The organism is Paenibacillus medicaginis (genome assembly GCF_042138635.1).
Classification (GTDB): Bacteria; Bacillota; Bacilli; order Paenibacillales; family Paenibacillaceae; genus Paenibacillus; species Paenibacillus medicaginis.
Genome location: NZ_JBHIRY010000003.1, coordinates 85430 through 103326, shown reverse-complemented (window position 1 = coordinate 103326; position 17897 = coordinate 85430). Strand labels below are relative to the sequence as shown.

Annotated in this window: 19 protein-coding genes; all 19 read left to right on the top strand. The window is 49.9% G+C overall.

The window, feature by feature from the left end; genetic code table 11:
* Window positions 1-1281, top strand: coding sequence for an EF-P 5-aminopentanol modification-associated protein YfmH (gene yfmH, locus ACE5LO_RS04585; RefSeq protein ID WP_375518874.1), 1281 nt, complete (start codon window positions 1-3; stop codon window positions 1279-1281).
* 1 nt (window position 1282) lies between these two features.
* Window positions 1283-2053: an elongation factor P 5-aminopentanone reductase gene (gene ymfI / locus ACE5LO_RS04580; protein ID WP_375518873.1), complete on the top strand. Its 771-nt coding sequence runs from the start codon at window positions 1283-1285 to the stop codon at window positions 2051-2053.
* Between the two features lie 113 nt (window positions 2054-2166).
* Window positions 2167-2424: a DUF3243 domain-containing protein gene (locus ACE5LO_RS04575; protein ID WP_375354460.1), complete on the top strand. Its 258-nt coding sequence runs from the start codon at window positions 2167-2169 to the stop codon at window positions 2422-2424.
* Between the two features lie 219 nt (window positions 2425-2643).
* The gene (locus tag ACE5LO_RS04570; RefSeq protein WP_375519031.1) at window positions 2644-3390 is read left to right on the top strand and encodes a DUF3388 domain-containing protein; all 747 of its coding nucleotides are present in this window, start codon (window positions 2644-2646) and stop codon (window positions 3388-3390) included.
* Between the two features lie 30 nt (window positions 3391-3420).
* Complete coding sequence (locus ACE5LO_RS04565) at window positions 3421-4479, top strand: RodZ domain-containing protein (protein ID WP_375518872.1); 1059 nt, start codon at window positions 3421-3423, stop codon at window positions 4477-4479.
* A 157-nt stretch (window positions 4480-4636) separates the two neighbouring features.
* Window positions 4637-5128: a YajQ family cyclic di-GMP-binding protein gene (locus ACE5LO_RS04560; RefSeq protein WP_375518871.1), complete on the top strand. Its 492-nt coding sequence runs from the start codon at window positions 4637-4639 to the stop codon at window positions 5126-5128.
* Window positions 5129-5314: 186 nt separating this feature from the next.
* Window positions 5315-5902, top strand: coding sequence for a CDP-diacylglycerol--glycerol-3-phosphate 3-phosphatidyltransferase (pgsA, locus tag ACE5LO_RS04555; protein WP_375518870.1), 588 nt, complete (start codon window positions 5315-5317; stop codon window positions 5900-5902).
* A gap of 104 nt (window positions 5903-6006) precedes the next feature.
* A complete protein-coding gene (locus ACE5LO_RS04550) occupies window positions 6007-7272 on the top strand; it encodes a competence/damage-inducible protein A (RefSeq protein ID WP_375518869.1) in 1266 nt (421 codons plus the stop codon).
* A 234-nt stretch (window positions 7273-7506) separates the two neighbouring features.
* The gene (gene recA / locus ACE5LO_RS04545) at window positions 7507-8568 is read left to right on the top strand and encodes a recombinase RecA (RefSeq protein ID WP_375518868.1); all 1062 of its coding nucleotides are present in this window, start codon (window positions 7507-7509) and stop codon (window positions 8566-8568) included.
* Window positions 8569-8666: 98 nt separating this feature from the next.
* Window positions 8667-9404 carry a regulatory protein RecX gene (locus tag ACE5LO_RS04540; RefSeq protein ID WP_375518867.1) on the top strand — a complete coding sequence of 246 codons (738 nt, stop codon included), beginning with the start codon at window positions 8667-8669 and terminating at the stop codon, window positions 9402-9404.
* Between the two features lie 290 nt (window positions 9405-9694).
* A complete protein-coding gene (gene rny / locus ACE5LO_RS04535; RefSeq protein ID WP_375354472.1) occupies window positions 9695-11236 on the top strand; it encodes a ribonuclease Y in 1542 nt (513 codons plus the stop codon).
* 89 nt (window positions 11237-11325) lie between these two features.
* On the top strand, window positions 11326-12120 hold the full coding sequence (locus tag ACE5LO_RS04530) for a TIGR00282 family metallophosphoesterase (RefSeq protein WP_375519030.1): 795 nt from the start codon (window positions 11326-11328) through the stop codon (window positions 12118-12120).
* Window positions 12121-12240: 120 nt separating this feature from the next.
* The gene (locus ACE5LO_RS04525) at window positions 12241-12501 is read left to right on the top strand and encodes a stage V sporulation protein S (RefSeq protein ID WP_019005392.1); all 261 of its coding nucleotides are present in this window, start codon (window positions 12241-12243) and stop codon (window positions 12499-12501) included.
* 101 nt (window positions 12502-12602) lie between these two features.
* Entirely contained in the window at window positions 12603-13574 is a 972-nt protein-coding gene (locus ACE5LO_RS04520) for a dipeptidase (RefSeq protein ID WP_375518866.1), read from the top strand.
* 139 nt (window positions 13575-13713) lie between these two features.
* Complete coding sequence (gene pduL / locus ACE5LO_RS04515) at window positions 13714-14286, top strand: phosphate propanoyltransferase (RefSeq protein WP_375518865.1); 573 nt, start codon at window positions 13714-13716, stop codon at window positions 14284-14286.
* A 210-nt stretch (window positions 14287-14496) separates the two neighbouring features.
* The gene (miaB, locus tag ACE5LO_RS04510; protein ID WP_375518864.1) at window positions 14497-16050 is read left to right on the top strand and encodes a tRNA (N6-isopentenyl adenosine(37)-C2)-methylthiotransferase MiaB; all 1554 of its coding nucleotides are present in this window, start codon (window positions 14497-14499) and stop codon (window positions 16048-16050) included.
* Window positions 16051-16076: 26 nt separating this feature from the next.
* The gene (locus ACE5LO_RS04505; protein ID WP_375354479.1) at window positions 16077-16529 is read left to right on the top strand and encodes a YlbF/YmcA family competence regulator; all 453 of its coding nucleotides are present in this window, start codon (window positions 16077-16079) and stop codon (window positions 16527-16529) included.
* Window positions 16530-16605: 76 nt separating this feature from the next.
* Window positions 16606-17025: a PaaI family thioesterase gene (locus ACE5LO_RS04500; RefSeq protein ID WP_375518863.1), complete on the top strand. Its 420-nt coding sequence runs from the start codon at window positions 16606-16608 to the stop codon at window positions 17023-17025.
* Between the two features lie 58 nt (window positions 17026-17083).
* Window positions 17084-17875, top strand: a complete 792-nt coding sequence (locus ACE5LO_RS04495) for an NUDIX domain-containing protein (protein ID WP_375518862.1) — start codon at window positions 17084-17086, stop codon at window positions 17873-17875.
* Window positions 17876-17897 lie beyond the last annotated feature (22 nt).

Below are 17897 nucleotides of genomic sequence, written 5' to 3'. Positions count from 1 at the left end.
GTGCAGAGCATAGCATATGATCATTTACAGGAGACACTGTATTTCGAGGTAATGGATAATGGCCTGCACGTATACGTGCTTCCCAAACCGGGATTTCAGAAAACGTTCGCCACGTTTGCCACGAAATATGGCTCCATTGATAACCACTTCAAGGTTGAAGGGGAGGAAGAGATTAAGGTTCCGGACGGAATCGCCCACTTTCTTGAACATAAAATGTTTGAAAAAGAGGATGGAGACGTATTTACGAAGTTCTCCTCGCACGGGGCATCTGCCAACGCGTTTACCAGCTTTGAGCAGACCGTATATCTCTTTTCGGCAACCGAGCATATTTACGACAACCTGGAGACGCTGATCGATTTTGTGCAGGCGCCATACTTTACGGATCAGAGTGTGGATAAGGAAAAAGGCATCATCGGTCAGGAAATTAATATGTACCAGGATAACCCTGATTGGAGAAGCTATTTTGGCCTTATTGAGGCTTTGTACTCCAAGCATCCTGTACATATTGATATCGCGGGTACCGTGGAGTCGATAAGCACGATTACAAAGGAAACGCTCTATACCTGTTACAATGCTTTTTATCATCCCAGCAACATGCTGCTTTTCGTGGTAGGAGGGGTGGAGCCGCAAAAGGTATTCGACCTTGTCCGTAAAAACCAAAGCGACAAGGATTATAAGCCGCAGGGCAATATTGAGAGAATCTTTGAGCAGGAGCCGGCTGGTGTAGCCCAGGAAAGACGTGAAGCAAGGCTGGCGGTATCTCTCCCCAAATTCCTCTTCGGTTTTAAGGAGAAAAAGACCGGTCTTACTGGGCCAGAATTGCTCCGTCATGATCTGGAAAGCAAGCTGATGCTTGATCTGCTGCTCGGTTCCAGCACACAGCTTTATCAAAAGCTATACGATGAGGAGCTCATTTCAGACAGCTTCGGCCATGAATACAACAGCTCGCATGGTTATGCCTTCTCGGCGATCGGCGGAGACACCAAGGACCCGGACCGTCTGTTGTCCCGCATCCGTGAGGAAATTGAGGCGGTCAAAGCAAGCGGATTTGCAGAGGAGCATTTCGAACGGGCACGCAAGAAAAAAATCGGCGGTTATTTGCGCATGCTCAACTCCCCGGAAAACATTGCCCATGAATTTACCCGCCATCGCTTCAGAGGAAGCGATTTGTTTGAGGTGCTGCCGGTCTATGAAAGCATCACGCTTGAGGATGTGAACCGCCGCCTGCGAGAGCACACAGACTGGGGGCAAATGGCCGTTTCGCTGGTGGTGAGTCCGTAACATGGAGAAAGAAACCGGAGCGGTTAACAAGGCATTAGGGGAAATGACGGTGCTGGTGACCGGCGGAAGCCGTGGCATCGGTGCGGCTATTGCGGAGCGCTTCGCTTCAGTTGGCATGAATGTAGTGATTCATTACATGAAATCCCACGAAGAGGCCAACGAAGTGGCCCGGCGTTGCATGAAGGATGCCGGCTCCGTGATGACGGTCACTGCGGATCTTCGCAGCAAGGAGCAAATTATGCGCATGCGGGAAAAGCTGGAGAACCACGGACTAAAGCCTGATATTTTGGTTAACAATGCCGGAATATCCCACTACGGACTGTTATCGGACGTGAGCGAGGAAGAATGGGATGATGTCATGGCCGTCAATGTAAAAGGCACATTTCTGTGTACACAGGCTTTTCTGCCACATATGATTTCACAGCGATACGGCCGGATTATCAACGTATCTTCCGTATGGGGGTTGTCCGGTGCATCGTGCGAGGTGCTTTATTCCTCAACCAAAGGGGCAGTAAATGCCTTCACGAAAGCATTAGCCAAAGAGGCGGCACTTTCGGGGGTAACGGTTAATGCGGTCGCCCCGGGCGCCGTGGATACGGCCATGCTGGAGCATCTTGATCCCGGCGAGCTGGCAGAGCTTCAGGAAGAAATTCCAGCCGGAAGACTGGCAAAGCCGGATGAAATCTCTTCGCTTGTGTATTTCCTGGCGCTGCCTGAATCCGGGTATATCAATGGCCAGATTATTAGCCCGAACGGCGGTTGGGTAACCTGATTGGCTGAAGAGGCAGCTTTGGCGGAAACCTCCAGCATAGCCGGGATTGGCACGGCGCATATTACATCTGTAGATTTTTTAAAATCTCAATCCTTACTGAGGAGGATGTAATCATGGCGTCGACAGTACTCAAAGATTTTGATACCTGGAAGAAATTTCTTGGCGATCGTGTAGCCAAAGCGGAAAAAATGGGTTTTAGCGAGGAAACCATTGCGAATCTGGCTTACGAAATCGGGGAATTCCTGGATGAAAAGGTCGATCCGGCAAATCATTCCAATCGCGCTCTGAAAGAGCTGTGGGATGTAGCCGATAAGGATGAGCGTCACGTCATTGCCAAATGTATGGTGAAGCTCGCCAAAACCAGTGTTTAACCTGTAAATGAACGGAAAAGCCCCCAAGAGGGGGCTTTTCTGCAATAGTTACAGACCTGTTCTTGTAATTCATAACTATTTTATATATCATAAACGTGGTTGCAAAAACGGATGTCAATTAAATGCGCTTGTACGGAAGTTTCATAGAAATATGTCGAATGTACTTGAATAATGGCTTGAAGAGGTGGCAAAGTGACGGCTGAAACCAAACAATGGTACATGGAATACAAAATACATAACAACCGTCCCGGGCTGCTCGGTGATATTGCTTCCATGCTGGGGATGCTGGGAGTTAATATCCTGACGATTAACGGGGTAGAGGGACAGCGGAGAGGCATGCTGCTTGAAACGGATGATGATGATAAAATTCGCATTCTCGGCGAGATGCTGCAAAAAGCCAGCAACATTACCATCACCGCGTTCCGTCCCCCCAAGCTGGTTGATATTCTCGCTGTCCGCCATGGTCGTTATATTGACCGTGATTCAGATGACCGCAAGACATTCCGTTTTACACGGGATGAACTTGGGTTGCTTGTTGATTTTTTGGGTGAAGTATTTAAGAGGGAAGGAAATCAAGTCATCGGTCTGAGGGGAATGCCCCGGGTCGGAAAGACGGAGTCTATTATAGCCAGCAGTGTGTGTGCTGCGAAAAGATGGACGTTTGTCTCCTCCACACTGCTGCGCCAAACGGTTCGCAGCCAGCTTTCTGAAGAGGAAATGAATCCAAACAATGTTTTTATCATTGACGGTATTGTGAGTACAATCCGCTCCAATGAGAAACACTATAATTTGCTGCAGGACATTATGAATATGCCAAGCACGAAGGTGATTGAGCATCCGGATATTTTTGTCCGCGAATCGGGGTACAGTTTTGATGATTTCCATATTATCATTGAGCTGCGCAACAATCCGAACGAGGAAATTATATATGATACATTCACTACCAGTTACACGGACGACATTTAAAACAGTGGAAAGAAATGAGGAGATGATGGCATGTCTGAACTGGGTCAGCAGTTAAGAGAGGCCCGGCTGCAAAAAGGGTTGAGCCTGGACGATGTCCAAGATATGACGAAAATTCGCAAACGTTACCTGGAGGCGATTGAAGCAGGCGACTACAAAGTGCTGCCAGGAACCTTTTACGTTAGAGCGTTTATCAAAACCTACGCCGAGACGGTAGGATTAAATGCGGACGAAATTCTTGAAGGCCATAAAAAGGATGTTCCTGCACAGGAGCAGGAAGCGACGATGGAACCGGTTATTCAGAAACGGGCAGCCCGCGCATCCGGGGAACGGAATATGAAATGGATGTCGAGCGCGTTGATGTGGCTGTTCCCGATTTTGATACTCGGTTTGATTTATGTTTATATCGCAAACAGAGGCAATGACAGCATTCCTCCAAACGATGTAGCCCAAAATAATAATCAAAGCCAGACAACACCACCCGCCACCGGCGGCGGCAAGGAAACCGGGGGCCAGGAGACAGGAAATCAAGGAGAGACTCCTCCGGCGGATGGAGCAGACAACAACGATACTTCCGCTCCACCGCAGGCTGAGACCGGCACGACGAATGGCGAGACCGGCGGGGGCGGCCTGACTGACGGGCAGGGAGAGACTCCACCGGATAATACGGGGACGGAACAATCGGGAACGGACGAAGGGACAGGAACTACTGAAGGGGTTACGGTAACCGAAGATGGCAAGGCTGGAAAAACGACCATTTTCGGTGTTTCCAGCGCAAACGGCGGTCCTGTCAAAGTGGAGATTCAAGCAACCGGAACGAGCTGGCTTGAGGTATACAGGGGAGAAAATTCAAGCGGTGAGAAGCTGCAGTACGGGATGACCGAAGCGGGACAAAATTATTCTTTCGACTTTGATGAACGGGGATTGTATATTAAATCGGGCGCTGCTTCCGCAACCTCGATTACGGTTGGCGGGCAACCCGTTTCCGACGGCAAGGCGACGACACGAATCCGGCTCGTTCCAGGCTCGACCGGCACAGCAGGTGCGAATTCAACGGCTAACGATTCGGAAACGAACTCGGCCGGGGAGTAACGCTGGCTGCGAGCTGTTTCTTAACTGTATTGTTTTATGAGGTGTTTTTTTCGGGTAGACCGTGAAAAGCACCTTTTTCCATGTGGAATATTAGACATCCGGATAGCTTTTCCATATAATTATAGTTTGAACTTTCTTCCGAAAGGAATGTGACGATATGGCTTCAGAAAATTCATTCGACATTGTTTCCAAGATGGACATGCAGGAGCTTGTGAATGCCGTGGATCAGGCGGAACGTGAAATTGAGACACGCTTTGATTTCAAGGACAGCAAGAGCAGTCTCAAGCTGGATAAGGATGCTCTGACAATTACGTCGGACGACGAATACAAGCTGAACGCGGTCATTGACATTTTGAAATCCAAAATGATCAAACGCGGGCTTGCTGTCAAAAATATCGATTATGGCAAGCTGGAGCCTGCTTCGATGGGCACGGTCCGGCAAAAGCTGAGCTTCAAGCAGGGAATTGATCAGGAAAATGCGAAAAAGATCAACATTCTGATTCGCGATTCGAAGCTGAAGGTGAAGAGTCAGATTCAAGGGGATCAAATCCGCGTAACAGGCAAAAGCAAAAACGATCTTCAGGAGATCATCCAGATACTGCGTAAAGCGGATCTTTCCATCGACCTGCAATTCACAAACTTCAAGTAAAGGTTTTCCTCTGGTGTATCGTGCAGCTGCGCCAGAGTTTTTTTGCTTTTGGCATCGGCGGATACAGGCATAGCCCTGTTTTGACACGTCTTTCAGCCGTATATTATACTTGAAGTCGATAAGCCATCGGCGATGACGCTGTTCGAATTACATAAGCATTTAAGAATGGTCAGGGGAGAGTGAACTGTGAATTTACCCAACAAAATTACACTGGCGCGGATTTGTCTTATTCCGCTTATGATGATCTGCCTGCTGGTGGAGTTTAGCTTCTATCCTGAGCCGCTGCAATGGGGAACCTTCAGTCTGCCTTTCAACCAGCTGCTTGCCGCGCTTATTTTCATCGTGGCCGCAAGCACGGACGGTATCGACGGATACCTGGCCCGCAAGCACAACCTGGTGACCAATTTGGGCAAGCTGCTTGATCCCCTGGCGGACAAGCTGCTTGTCACCGCAGTGCTCATCTCGCTTGTGGAGATGGGGAAGCTGGATTCCTGGGTGGCTGTAGTTATCGTAAGCCGGGAGTTTGCCGTGACCGGACTACGGCAGATTGCGCTGCTTGACGGCTCCGTGGTGGCTGCGAGCAATTGGGGCAAGCTGAAAACGGTCATACAGATCGTGGCGATCATAGCTTTGCTGATCAACAATTTCCCGTTTGTTTTTATGGGGATTCCGTTTGATCAAATTGCGATTTGGGCGGCCGCTGTCATTACCATTTATTCGGGGTATGATTATTTTGTAAAGAATAAGCATTTGCTCCGTTCCTCCAAAGCTTGAGCACAGGCTTTCCTGTGCTTGAAGACGAATGCAATAGGGTTGCCTATTGCTTTTTCTTTTGGGGCAGCGGAGATGCGATATTAATTGATATGGGGGACACCGATATGAAAGCAGAAATCATCGCAGTAGGCACCGAATTGTTGCTGGGACAAATTGTGAACACAAACGCCCAGTATCTATCCCAGGAGCTGGCGGCGATCGGGGTTGATGTCTACTTTCAAACCGTGGTAGGAGATAATATGGCACGCCTTGAAAGCGCGGTGACAGCGGCGCAGAGCCGGGCGGACATTATTCTGTTTTCCGGCGGGCTGGGGCCGACCCAGGATGATCTGACCAAGGATGCGATCGCCTCCGTGCTGGGACGCGAGCTGCATATCGACAGATTATCGATGGATAAAATCGAGGGCTTCTTTCGGGATCGTGGTGTTGAAATGACGGAGAACAACCGTCGTCAGGCCTTGACGATTGCTGGAGCCACACCGCTGAAAAATGAAACCGGGCTGGCTGTCGGCAACGCGCTTGTACAAGAGGGGAAATACTACGTTATTCTGCCCGGTCCTCCGAAGGAATTAAAGCCGATGTTTGAGCAGGAGGCAAAGCCATGGATTCTGCAGCACGCATTAGGTGGAAGCGTAAAGGCGATTTACTCCAAAATGCTGAAGTTTGCCGGTATCGGCGAATCTGCGCTTGAAACGAAGCTGATCGACCTGATCGAGGGGCAGAGCGATCCGACGATCGCCCCTTACGCCAAGGAAGGGGAAGTGACGATCAGGGTGTCTACGAAGGCGGCAAGCGAAGCGGAAGCGCTTGTCAAGCTGAATGCGGCGGAGGTACAGATCCAGCAGCGTCTGCCTGAGCACCTGTATGCCAGTGAAGATGTGCCCCTGGAAAAAGTCATTGTGGAATGGATGGGCCGACTGGGGCTGACAGTTGGGGCGGCGGAAAGCTGCACCGGCGGTCTCGTTATGGAAATGCTTACGTCCATTCCAGGCAGCGCTACGATTTTCAAAGGCGGAATCGTCTGTTACTCCAACGAGATCAAGAAGAAGCTGCTGAATGTACCCCATGATTACCTTGAGGGAGAGAATTGTCCGGGAGCGGTGAGCCCGGAAGTGGCGCAGGTGCTCGCAGAGCAGGTCAGAATGATCATGGACAGCGATTTCGGGCTGTCGGTTACAGGTGTGGCGGGTCCGGGTTATTCCGAGTTTAAGCCTGCAGGGCTTGTCTATATTGCGATCGCGGAGCGGGGCAAGGAGACGGAGATTCATGAGTTGCGCCTGAACGGCAACCGGGAGACCATTCGCATTCGCTCGGCCAAGGCTATTTTATACAGACTGTGGCGCCGGCTTGTAGAAAATGAAAAAGAATGATATAATCCAGTTACACGGAAGGACCGTGGCAACCAATTTGCCAACGGTTCTTTTTTTGTTTGAGGAAGTGGATGCTTCTTTACTATCATTAAAGAATCCCCCTTGTGCTGATCCACAGTTGTCGGATGTTATCGGACAGCGCAAAAAAAAACGAATGTATGTTCGAAAAAATGCTTGGCAAACGTGTCCAAACAAGGTATTATAACATTATAAACAATGAAGGATGTGAGCTAATTGTCAGATCGTCGTGCTGCGCTGGATATGGCGCTTCGTCAAATAGAAAAGCAATTTGGTAAAGGTTCGATCATGAAGCTGGGGGAATCGACTCATATGCAGGTGGAGACAATTCCCAGTGGATCGATTGCTCTGGATATTGCGCTAGGAACCGGCGGTTTTCCAAGAGGCCGCATTATTGAAATATACGGACCGGAATCTTCGGGTAAAACGACGGTAGCGTTACATGCGATTGCCGAAGTACAGAAGTCTGGCGGACAGGCTGCCTTCATTGATGCGGAGCATGCTCTGGATCCTTCCTATGCAAAAAAACTGGGTGTCAACATTGACGAACTGCTGCTTTCCCAGCCGGACACGGGTGAGCAGGCGTTGGAGATTGCCGAAGCGCTTGTGCGCAGTGGCGCAGTAGATATTATTGTTATTGACTCGGTAGCGGCTCTCGTACCGAAGGCTGAAATCGAAGGTGAAATGGGAGATTCGCATGTGGGTCTGCAGGCGCGCCTGATGTCCCAGGCTCTGCGCAAGCTCTCCGGTGCTATCAACAAATCGAAGACCATTGCCATCTTCATCAACCAGTTGCGCGAGAAAGTCGGAGTTATGTTTGGCAATCCGGAGACGACGCCGGGCGGCCGTGCTCTGAAGTTCTACTCCACAGTCCGGCTGGATGTACGCCGTATTGAAAGTTTGAAAATGGGCAACGACGTTGTAGGCAACCGCACCCGGATTAAAGTTGTTAAAAATAAAGTGGCCCCTCCTTTCAAACAAGCCGAAGTGGATATTATGTACGGAGAAGGCATTTCCAGGGAAGGCAGCCTGCTCGATATGGGTACCGATCTTGACATCGTTGATAAGAGCGGCGCTTGGTATTCCTATGAAGGGGAGCGCCTCGGTCAAGGCCGTGAGAATGCTAAGCAGTTCCTGAAAGAAAATCAGCACCTGACGAATGCCATTGAACAGAAAATCCGCGTTGCAAGCAATCTCATTACGACGGTTGAGGCTCCGAGCGCTGAGGATCTTGCGAAGGAAGCCAAAGAAGAGCAAGAGCTGCTTGAGCTTGAATAATCATTATATTGGATTACAATGGCGCCCTGCTTGTGATGAGCAGGGCGTTTTCATTTATATGTCTTAAAAAAGGAAAGCTAAGAGAGGGCCTTTCAGGAATGAAGCATGAGCCGATGGAAGAGAAGCATACAATTCAGCAGGGCATAGAACATTTCCCGGGTGATGAAGAACTTGAAATTACCAGGGTAGAGCAGGGAAAGCGCGGCATGCGGGGCAGATACATTATACACTTCGGACCGTATTCGCTATCTGTTCTTGAGGATGTCATGATCAAATACCGCATGACCAAAGGTTCGTTTTTCAATAAAAGTGAGCTGTCGGACATTGTTATGGCAGATGAGAGGCAGCAGGCATATGTCATGTCATTGCAATATTTGGCGCGCAAACCGCGAACACGTCAGGAGCTCTCAAGGCGCTTGCTGGAGAGAGAACTGGAACCGGCAGTCGTAGAGGAAACATTGGCCCGTCTAGAGAAAGAGAGGCTGGTGGATGACGAGCTGTATGCCAGGCAGTGGGCACGGCAGAGAGTATCCGGCCGGGGAAAAGGGAAGTTATGGATCAGGCAGGAGCTTCAGCAAAAAGGTGTGGACAGATCGATCATTGCCTATGCGCTCGGCGATATCAGCGAGGCGGAGGAATGGGAGAGCGCATTGCAGGCAGGTCAGAAAAAATGGGATCAGACTCGTGGTGAAGCAAGCGAAAAAAAGCGAAAAACCTATTCATTTTTAATGAGGCGTGGTTATTCCAGCGAGCTTACAAGAAGAGTTCTTCAGTCATTGCTGCGCAGGGACCAGACAGGTCCGAAAGCAGAGGAGGATGAACTGCTTTGGGATTAGGCCTGTAAGCCTTCCCGGAGCTGGCGGCAGAGAGACGTATGTATGTTTGCCTTCTCTTGACAATGCTGATTGTCGAGTAATAAAATGGACATGAATCCGTGTTCACACGATCCTCTTTTTCCTTCCCCAGAAGAGGACGTCTGGAACTGATTCTCATCGCCCATAACAAGTGAAGCCGCCCTTCGGGCGGTATTGTACATGTGGAAGCATGTTCACATTGATGAAGCGTAATGAACAACTGAACAAGTCCCAAGGAATGCCTTGGAGGAACCAACGAGGAGGTGAACAGTATGAGTCCTGGAATCTCGATCATTCTCGTTGTAGCCGCATTATTCTTTGGGTTCGGGATTGGTTATTTTATTCGCAGATCTATTGCAGAAGCTAAAATTTCCAGTGCGGAGCAAGCTGCCGTACAAATTGTGGAGAACGCAAAGAAAGAGGCAGAAGCACTGAAGAAAGAAACGGTACTGGAGGCGAAGGACGAAGTCCATCGCATCCGTAACGAAGCTGAAAAAGAAACTCGTGAACGTCGGAATGAAATTCAACGGCAGGAACGAAGACTGCTGCAAAAGGAAGAGTCGCTGGATAAAAAAATAGAATCGCTGGAACGAAAAGAAGAACAAGTGGCTAACAAAGAGAAAAGAATTGATGAAACCCAGCAGCAAATTGAGCTGATTTACAAAAGTCAGGTGACAGAACTGGAACGGATATCCAACCTTACGATGGAGGATGCGAGGAGCATCATATTGTCTAACGTAGAGCAGGAAGTTCGTCATGAGACGGCTCAAATGATCAAGGAAATCGAGCAGCAGGCCAAAGAGGAAGCGGATAAGAAATCCCGCGAAATCATTACATTGGCCATTCAACGCTGTGCCGCAGATCATGTGGCCGAGACGACGGTGTCTGTTGTAACTTTGCCGAATGAAGAAATGAAAGGGCGCATCATCGGACGTGAAGGACGTAACATCCGTGCGCTAGAGACCCTTACGGGCATTGATCTCATTATCGATGATACGCCTGAGGCTGTAATCTTGTCCGGATTTGATCCCATCCGCCGTGAAATTGCACGGACCGCTCTGGAGAAACTCGTCGCAGACGGGCGGATTCATCCGGCCCGTATCGAAGAAATGGTGGAGAAATCCCGTCGGGAAGTTGATGAACGAATCAGAGAATATGGTGAACAGGCCACATTTGAAGTGGGAGTGCACAGCCTGCATCCGGATTTGATCAAAATTCTCGGACGTCTCAAGTTCCGTACAAGCTATGGCCAGAATGTGCTTAAGCACTCCATGGAAGTGGCGTACCTGGCAGGCTTGATGGCTGGAGAATTAGGTGAGGATGTCGTGCTGGCGAGACGTGCAGGTCTTCTGCATGACATCGGCAAAGCGCTTGATCACGAAGTGGAAGGGTCTCATGTCGAAATTGGCGTAGAACTGGCGAAGAAGTACAAGGAGCATCCAGTTGTCATCAACAGCATCGCCTCCCACCACGGTGATGCGGAAGCAACTTCCGTCATTGCCATGCTGGTAGGAGCGGCAGACGCCTTGTCTGCTGCAAGACCGGGAGCCAGAAGAGAAACACTGGAAACGTATATCCGACGTCTGGAGAAGCTGGAGGCGATCTCCGAATCTTTTGAAGGTGTTGAGAAATCCTATGCCATTCAGGCCGGACGTGAAGTCCGTGTCATGGTGCAACCGGAAAAAGTGGATGATGCCGAAGCCTTCCGTCTGGCGCGTGATATTACCAAAACGATCGAAAATGAGCTTGACTATCCTGGGCATATTAAAGTAACCGTCATTCGGGAAACCCGTGCGGTTGAGTATGCCAAATAGATACACTTATGAAAGTGGCCCCGTGTGGGCCACTTTTCATTCTGTTAAAATAGAAGTATCGGCTGCAATTCAGGTTAGGAGGAATTAAAATCAACGTATTATTTATCGGAGATGTTGTAGGAAACGTCGGCAGAAAAGCCTTGAGGGAGAACCTTCCCTTCCTGAAGGAGAAGTTCAAGCCCCACTTTATTATTGTGAATGGGGAAAATGCAGCTGCCGGACGGGGAATCACCGGGGCCATTGCCAGGGAATTTTTCGACTGGGGCGTTCATGGCATTACGATGGGAAATCACACCTGGGACAACAAAGAGATCTTTGAGTTCATTGATGATGAACCGAGAATGATCAGGCCGGCGAACTTTCCGCCGGGAACCCCTGGACAGGGATATACGGTTGTACGATCAGGTGGGAAAGAGCTGGCTATTGTCAACCTGCAGGGGCGGACCTTTTTGCCGGCCATTGATTGTCCGTTCCGTGCCGCAGATGAGATTGTAGATGAATTGCGGCGGAAGTACAAACATATTCTTGTTGATTTCCATGCGGAAGCGACCTCGGAAAAAATCGCTATGGGCTGGCATCTCGATGGACGGGCCTCAATCGTGGTAGGCACGCATACGCATGTGCAGAGCAATGATGATACGATTTTGCCGCAGGGGACCGCCTATCAGACTGATGTTGGGATGGTCGGGCCATGGGAAGGCATTCTTGGCATGGAGAGAGAGGCTGTTTTGCGTAAGTTCCAAACCCAGCTCCCTGTTCGTTTTCAGGTCGACAATGGCAAATGGCATTTCCATGCAGTGTGTGTGGAACTGAATGATGAAGACGGCAAAGCCCGTAAAATTGAAAAGATACGCCTAAAGGAAGGCGAGTGGCGTATGAACTGATCCGAACACGCTCTACTGTTAAAATATAATTCCAAAAAGCAGGAATTTTTTTGCAGCCCCTCGAATATCATCTACTAGTGGAATCAAACCATCACCATATTCCCAGGGGAGGTACTTACTATGGAAGTATTAAAAGTATCAGCAAAGTCCAATCCCAATTCCGTTGCCGGCGCATTGGCGGGTGTCTTGCGTGAGCGCGGAAATGCTGAGTTGCAGGCGATTGGAGCGGGTGCACTCAATCAAGCAATTAAAGCAGTAGCCATTGCCCGGGGATTTGTAGCGCCTAGCGGGGTGGATTTGATTTGTATTCCGGCATTTACAGATATTGTGATCGATGGAGAAGACCGTACCGCAATCAAGCTTATTGTGGAACCAAGATAATCGAGGGTTTGCTTATAAAGCCTGTTTACGATCTTTGATCTGTAAACAGGCTTTTTTATTTGTTTATCACTTGCTGCTCAGGGAAAGGAGTTTTTTTGAAAATGCCAACGACTCATCAACCGTGGCCTGTTGCCGATTTTCATTGTGATGTATTGTGTAAAATGATGCTGAACTCCGGGCTCGATTTTAATCATCCGGAACTGGATGTGACACGTAAAAGGTTGGAGGCGGGGGGAGTAAAGCTGCAGACGTTTGCGATCTACATACCTGTCGAGGCGGGAAACCCGGGGATGGACCATGTCGCCAGACAGATCCAGATCTTCCAGGAAAAAATAGCCGGTCCGGAGGGAGGGCTGAAAACGCTGCTTTGGCGTGAGGAAGCGGAACAAATTGCGATGTCTGATCACCGGGAGATATGGGGAATGCTCTCTTTGGAAGGAGTGGACGGACTCGAAGGCAATCCATTTTATGCTGATCTGTGCTTTGCGCTGGGAGTCCGGCTCATCGGATTGACCTGGAACTTTGCCAACTGGGCTGCGGACGGTGTGATGGAGCGGAGAAACGCGGCGCTGACCAACAAGGGAAGAGAACTGGTGCAGCGCTGTAATGAGCTGGGTATGCTGCTGGATGTGTCACATTTGAGCGAGCGGGGTTTTTGGGAGGTCATGGAGCAGAGTGCACGGCCGCCGGTTGCATCCCACTCCAACGCCGCCGCTATTTTTCCGCATCCAAGAAATTTAAATGATGAGCAAATCAAAGCGCTGATTATACGGAACGGACGGATCGGAGTGACCTTTGTGCCGATGTTTTTGCAGGAGAAAGGCAGTCCGCCTATGGACCGTTTACTTAACCACCTGGAGCACATATGTGCTTTAGGAGGGGCGGAGCATATGATGTTCGGTTCGGACTTTGACGGGATTCAGGAGCATGTCATTGGATTGGAGCATCCCGGCTGCTATCCTGCTTTGACAGAGCTTCTGCTGAAATACTATCCGGAAGAGCTCGTCAAAAGATGGCTGTTCGGGAGTGCAATATCCTACTTACAGGCAAATCTCCCGAAAAAACAGAATTAGCAGGCATTGAGTCCGGACGGCAGAATGAAAAGCGACAGTTTAGGGAACATTGTGCAATCCGCTTTTCTTTCTTTTGCAAAAAGGAGTATAATGGCATAGGTTCGCATGGATTGTTATAGAGAAAAAGGAGTGACACACGATGAGTAAAATCGTACCTGTAGGCGTATCCGGACGCCACATTCACCTGACAGAGGAACACATTGAAGCTCTGTTCGGAGCCGGCTATCAATTGACTGAATTTAAGCCCCTGTCCCAGCCTGGACAGTTCGCTGCCAATGAAACCGTTGCGGTCATCGGTCCTAAAGGCACGTTTGAAACTGTTCGTATTCTGGGCCCTGCACGTCCTGAATCACAGCTTGAAATTTCCCGGACCGATTCTTTCGCCCTGGGTGTCAAAGCGCCTGTACGCGAATCCGGCAAAATAGACGGTACGCCTGGTATTACGGTCAAAGGACCGGCAGGCGAGATTGAACTGGACAAGGGTGTGATCGTGGCTGCCCGTCATATTCACTTCCATACGTCGGTTGCCGAGAATTGGGGCATTCAGGACAAGCAGCTGCTGAAAGTCCGTGTAGGCGGCGAACGCGGCATTGTGTTCGAAAACGTGCTTGCCCGGGTTTCCCCTTCTTTTGCACTGGATATGCACATTGATACGGATGAAGCGAACGCAGCCGGCGTGAACAACGGCGACTCTGCGGAAATTGTTGAATAGATAGCTTGTTTTCGATGAGATTCAGCCTGCGGGCTGGATCTTTTTTAGATGTTTTTGAGGCTTGTGAGCTCTGGCCAGATTGGCCGAAACTGCTGTTCCTGCACGCCATGGCTAAGCCGGTCAACTCATGTTATAATATAGCGTAATGCCTATTTGTATAATATCAGCGCGGCTAGCGTGGAATAGATCGGATTAGGAGTGATCCGCCGTATGGCTAAAGAAACAAAAGACTATGCGAAGTATTTTGATTTTTCAGACGCGAAAGTCATCTCTGAGGATGAAAACGGCAAAAAAATACGCATCCGCGGCCGGGAAATCAATATCATATCAGAGCCGAACCACCGTCAGGAAAAGCAGCGTGGCAAGGAAAGCATCAACGTGCTTTATGAAAATGCCGTGCCTGAGGAGCTCAAGCACCTTGGGCAAGGGAAAAAATATATCGTCTACACCTACGGCTGCCAGATGAATGAGCATGACACGGAGACGATCAAGGGCCTGCTTGAACAGATGGGCTACTCTTCGACAGAAGACCGGAAAGAGGCGGACCTGATTTTACTGAATACCTGCGCCATCCGCGAAAATGCGGAGGATAAAGTGTTCGGCGAGCTGGGCCATCTGAAGCATCTCAAAACCGAGAAGCCCGATATGCTGCTTGGTGTCTGTGGCTGCATGTCACAGGAAGAGGGAGTCGTTAACCGTATTCTGCAAAAGCACGGCTTTGTGGATATGATTTTCGGCACCCATAACATCCACCGTCTGCCGCATTTGATCAAGGAGGCGCTGTTCAGCAAAGAGATGGTTGTGGAGGTATGGTCCAAGGAAGGCGACATTATCGAGAACCTGCCCAAGAAGCGTGAAGGCATGCGGGCATGGGTCAACATCATGTATGGCTGTGACAAGTTCTGTACCTATTGCATCGTGCCGTTTACACGTGGCAAAGAGCGGAGCCGCCGTCCGGAGGACGTCATTGCCGAGGTGCGGGAGCTGGCCCGTCAAGGCTTTAAAGAAATTACGCTGCTGGGGCAGAATGTCAACGCGTACGGTAAAGATTTTACCGATATCCAATACGGTTTCGGGGATCTGATGGATGATATCAACAAGATCGATATTCCCCGCATCCGTTTCACCACTTCGCATCCGCGCGATTTTGACGACCGTCTGATTGAAGTGCTGGCGAAAAGAGGCAACCTGGCGGAGCATATCCATCTGCCGGTGCAGTCCGGGAACAGTGCGGTGCTGAAGAAAATGAGCCGTAAATACACCCGTGAGCAGTATCTTGAACTGGTGGCGAAAATCAAGAAAGCGATCCCGGATGTGGTGCTGACAACAGACATTATTGTTGGTTTCCCGGGTGAGACGGATGAGCAGTTTGAAGATACATTGTCGCTTGTGCGGGAGGTTGGCTTTGATTTCGCCTATACGTTCATTTACTCTCCGCGCGAGGGAACGCCTGCGGCCGTGATGGAAGACAATGTGCCAATGGAGGTTAAAAAACAGCGCCTGCAGCGTCTAAACGATGCTATTTCCGAATATAGCCGCGGCGGCAACGAGAAGCTGCGCGGCCAGATCGTGGAAGTGCTCGTCGAAGGCGAAAGCAAGAACAATGACAAGGTGCTTGCAGGGCGTACGCGTACCAACAAGCTGGTCCATTTTACCGGCTCTCCGGATCTCATCGGCACTTTCGTGCATGCTAAAATCACGGATGTGATGACCTGGTATATCAAAGGCGAGCTGGTTGCCGAACCAGTAGCTGTGGAATCTTAAAGATCAACAGATTGGAGCGATAGACTGTGAAGGAAGATCGAGTGCAGGAAGATGTGCTGAATCCGGCGAAGAACGATCAGAAATATCCGGTCTTTCGTCAGGATATTTTGCACAAAACGCAAGAACTGGCCGAATTGCTTCAGAACAGTGAGGAAGTGCAGATTTTCCGGAAGGCGGAGGATAAGATCAAGAACCATCAGCGCATACAGCAGCTGATTGCCGCCATGAAGAAAAAGCAGAAGGAAATCGTTGCTTTCGAATCACTTAAAAATACAGCGATGGTGGCGAAAATTGAACAGGAAATTGAACAGCTGCAGGGTGAGCTTGACGGCATTCCGGTCGTGAACGAATTTCAGCAGAGCCAGGTGGAAATCAACGAGCTGCTGCAAATGATCATGGGGGCCATCCGTGATACCGTATCGGAAAAAGTGAGTGTGGAGACAGGCAAGGATTCACCTTCCTCCAGCTGCAGCGAATAACATGATCTCAGGTGCGGAAGCATAGGCTTCCGTGCCTTTTTTGCCATCCACATCTATATACGAGGAGAGAAACAGCATGGAAGTACTGCGTAAGATGATTGAAGAAGGAGAAACTAAATTTTGGGGTTTTCTCGGCTGCAGCTTTATTGGTGCCGATAATGGCGAAATCCGGATCGGCCTCGAGGCGGGTGAACAGCATACGAATTCCATGGATATCATTCATGGCGGTGTGCTGACTTCCCTCATGGATCAGGCGATGGGAATGGCCGCTACTTCAATACGCGCGCAGGCTGCATGTGTAACGACGAATTTGAATGTGCATTTTCTGTCCGCCATGCATAAAGGAAAGCTGGAGGTAAGAGCCCGAGTGATACACGAAGCAGGGCGCACCATTACGACAGAAGCGGATATCCGTGACGAAAAAGGCACGCTTGGCTGTATGGCTACAGCCACTTTCCGGGCACTGTACAGCAGTCCTTCCAAAGAACAGGCTTGACATTTCATATTATGACTTCATAATGAAAATATCAAAATGATATAATATGGTGATGACAATGAGTGCAAATAACGATCAGGAACTGGGGCAAAATGCCGGCTATGATGCAACAAAATACAGAACTCCGGACGGAGCCCCCGCAGATATCGTTATGTTTACTCTGACGAAGCGGGAACGGAAAACTGTAACCAAAACGCTGCCGCTCCGCGAGCTGAAGGTTATGCTGATCAAGCGCCGCCGCTGGCCGTTCGAGGGCCGCTGGGCGCTGCCGGGCGGGTTTTGCCAGGAAAATGAGTCCATAGAAGGTGCTGCCAAACGCGAGCTGATGGAGGAAACGGGTGTCGACGGCGGGCATCTGGAATATTTGGGCGTATACAGCAAGCCTGGCCGTGATCCGCGCGGCTGGATTATATCCCATGCGTTCTTTGCGCTGGTGGAGGAATGGATGCTGGAGGAGCGGCAGGCGGCGGACGATGCTGCCGAGGTCGGTCTGTTCACCATTCAGGAGGCGCTTGAGGAACTGGAGCTGGCTTTTGATCATAAAGAAATTATTGAAGATGCTTATCGCCAGATTCAGCTGCAGATGCTGCAAACGACGATAGCGAAGCAGTTTTTGCCGCCCCATTTTACACTGGGAGAACTGTACCAGGTCATTCAGAGTGTGGTGCCGGATTTTGAGGAGCCTAACTTTATCCGTAAAATCACGTCCACCCGCAGCAGACAGGGCATTCTGGAAGAGGTGCGGGATGAGCAGGGCAATCCGCTCAGCTCCAACCAGTATTCACAGCGGCCTGCGCAGCTGTACAGATTCAGCGACAGAACGATTCCACGATTATCCATATACACATGAAATCAATCATGGGGAGTGGGAG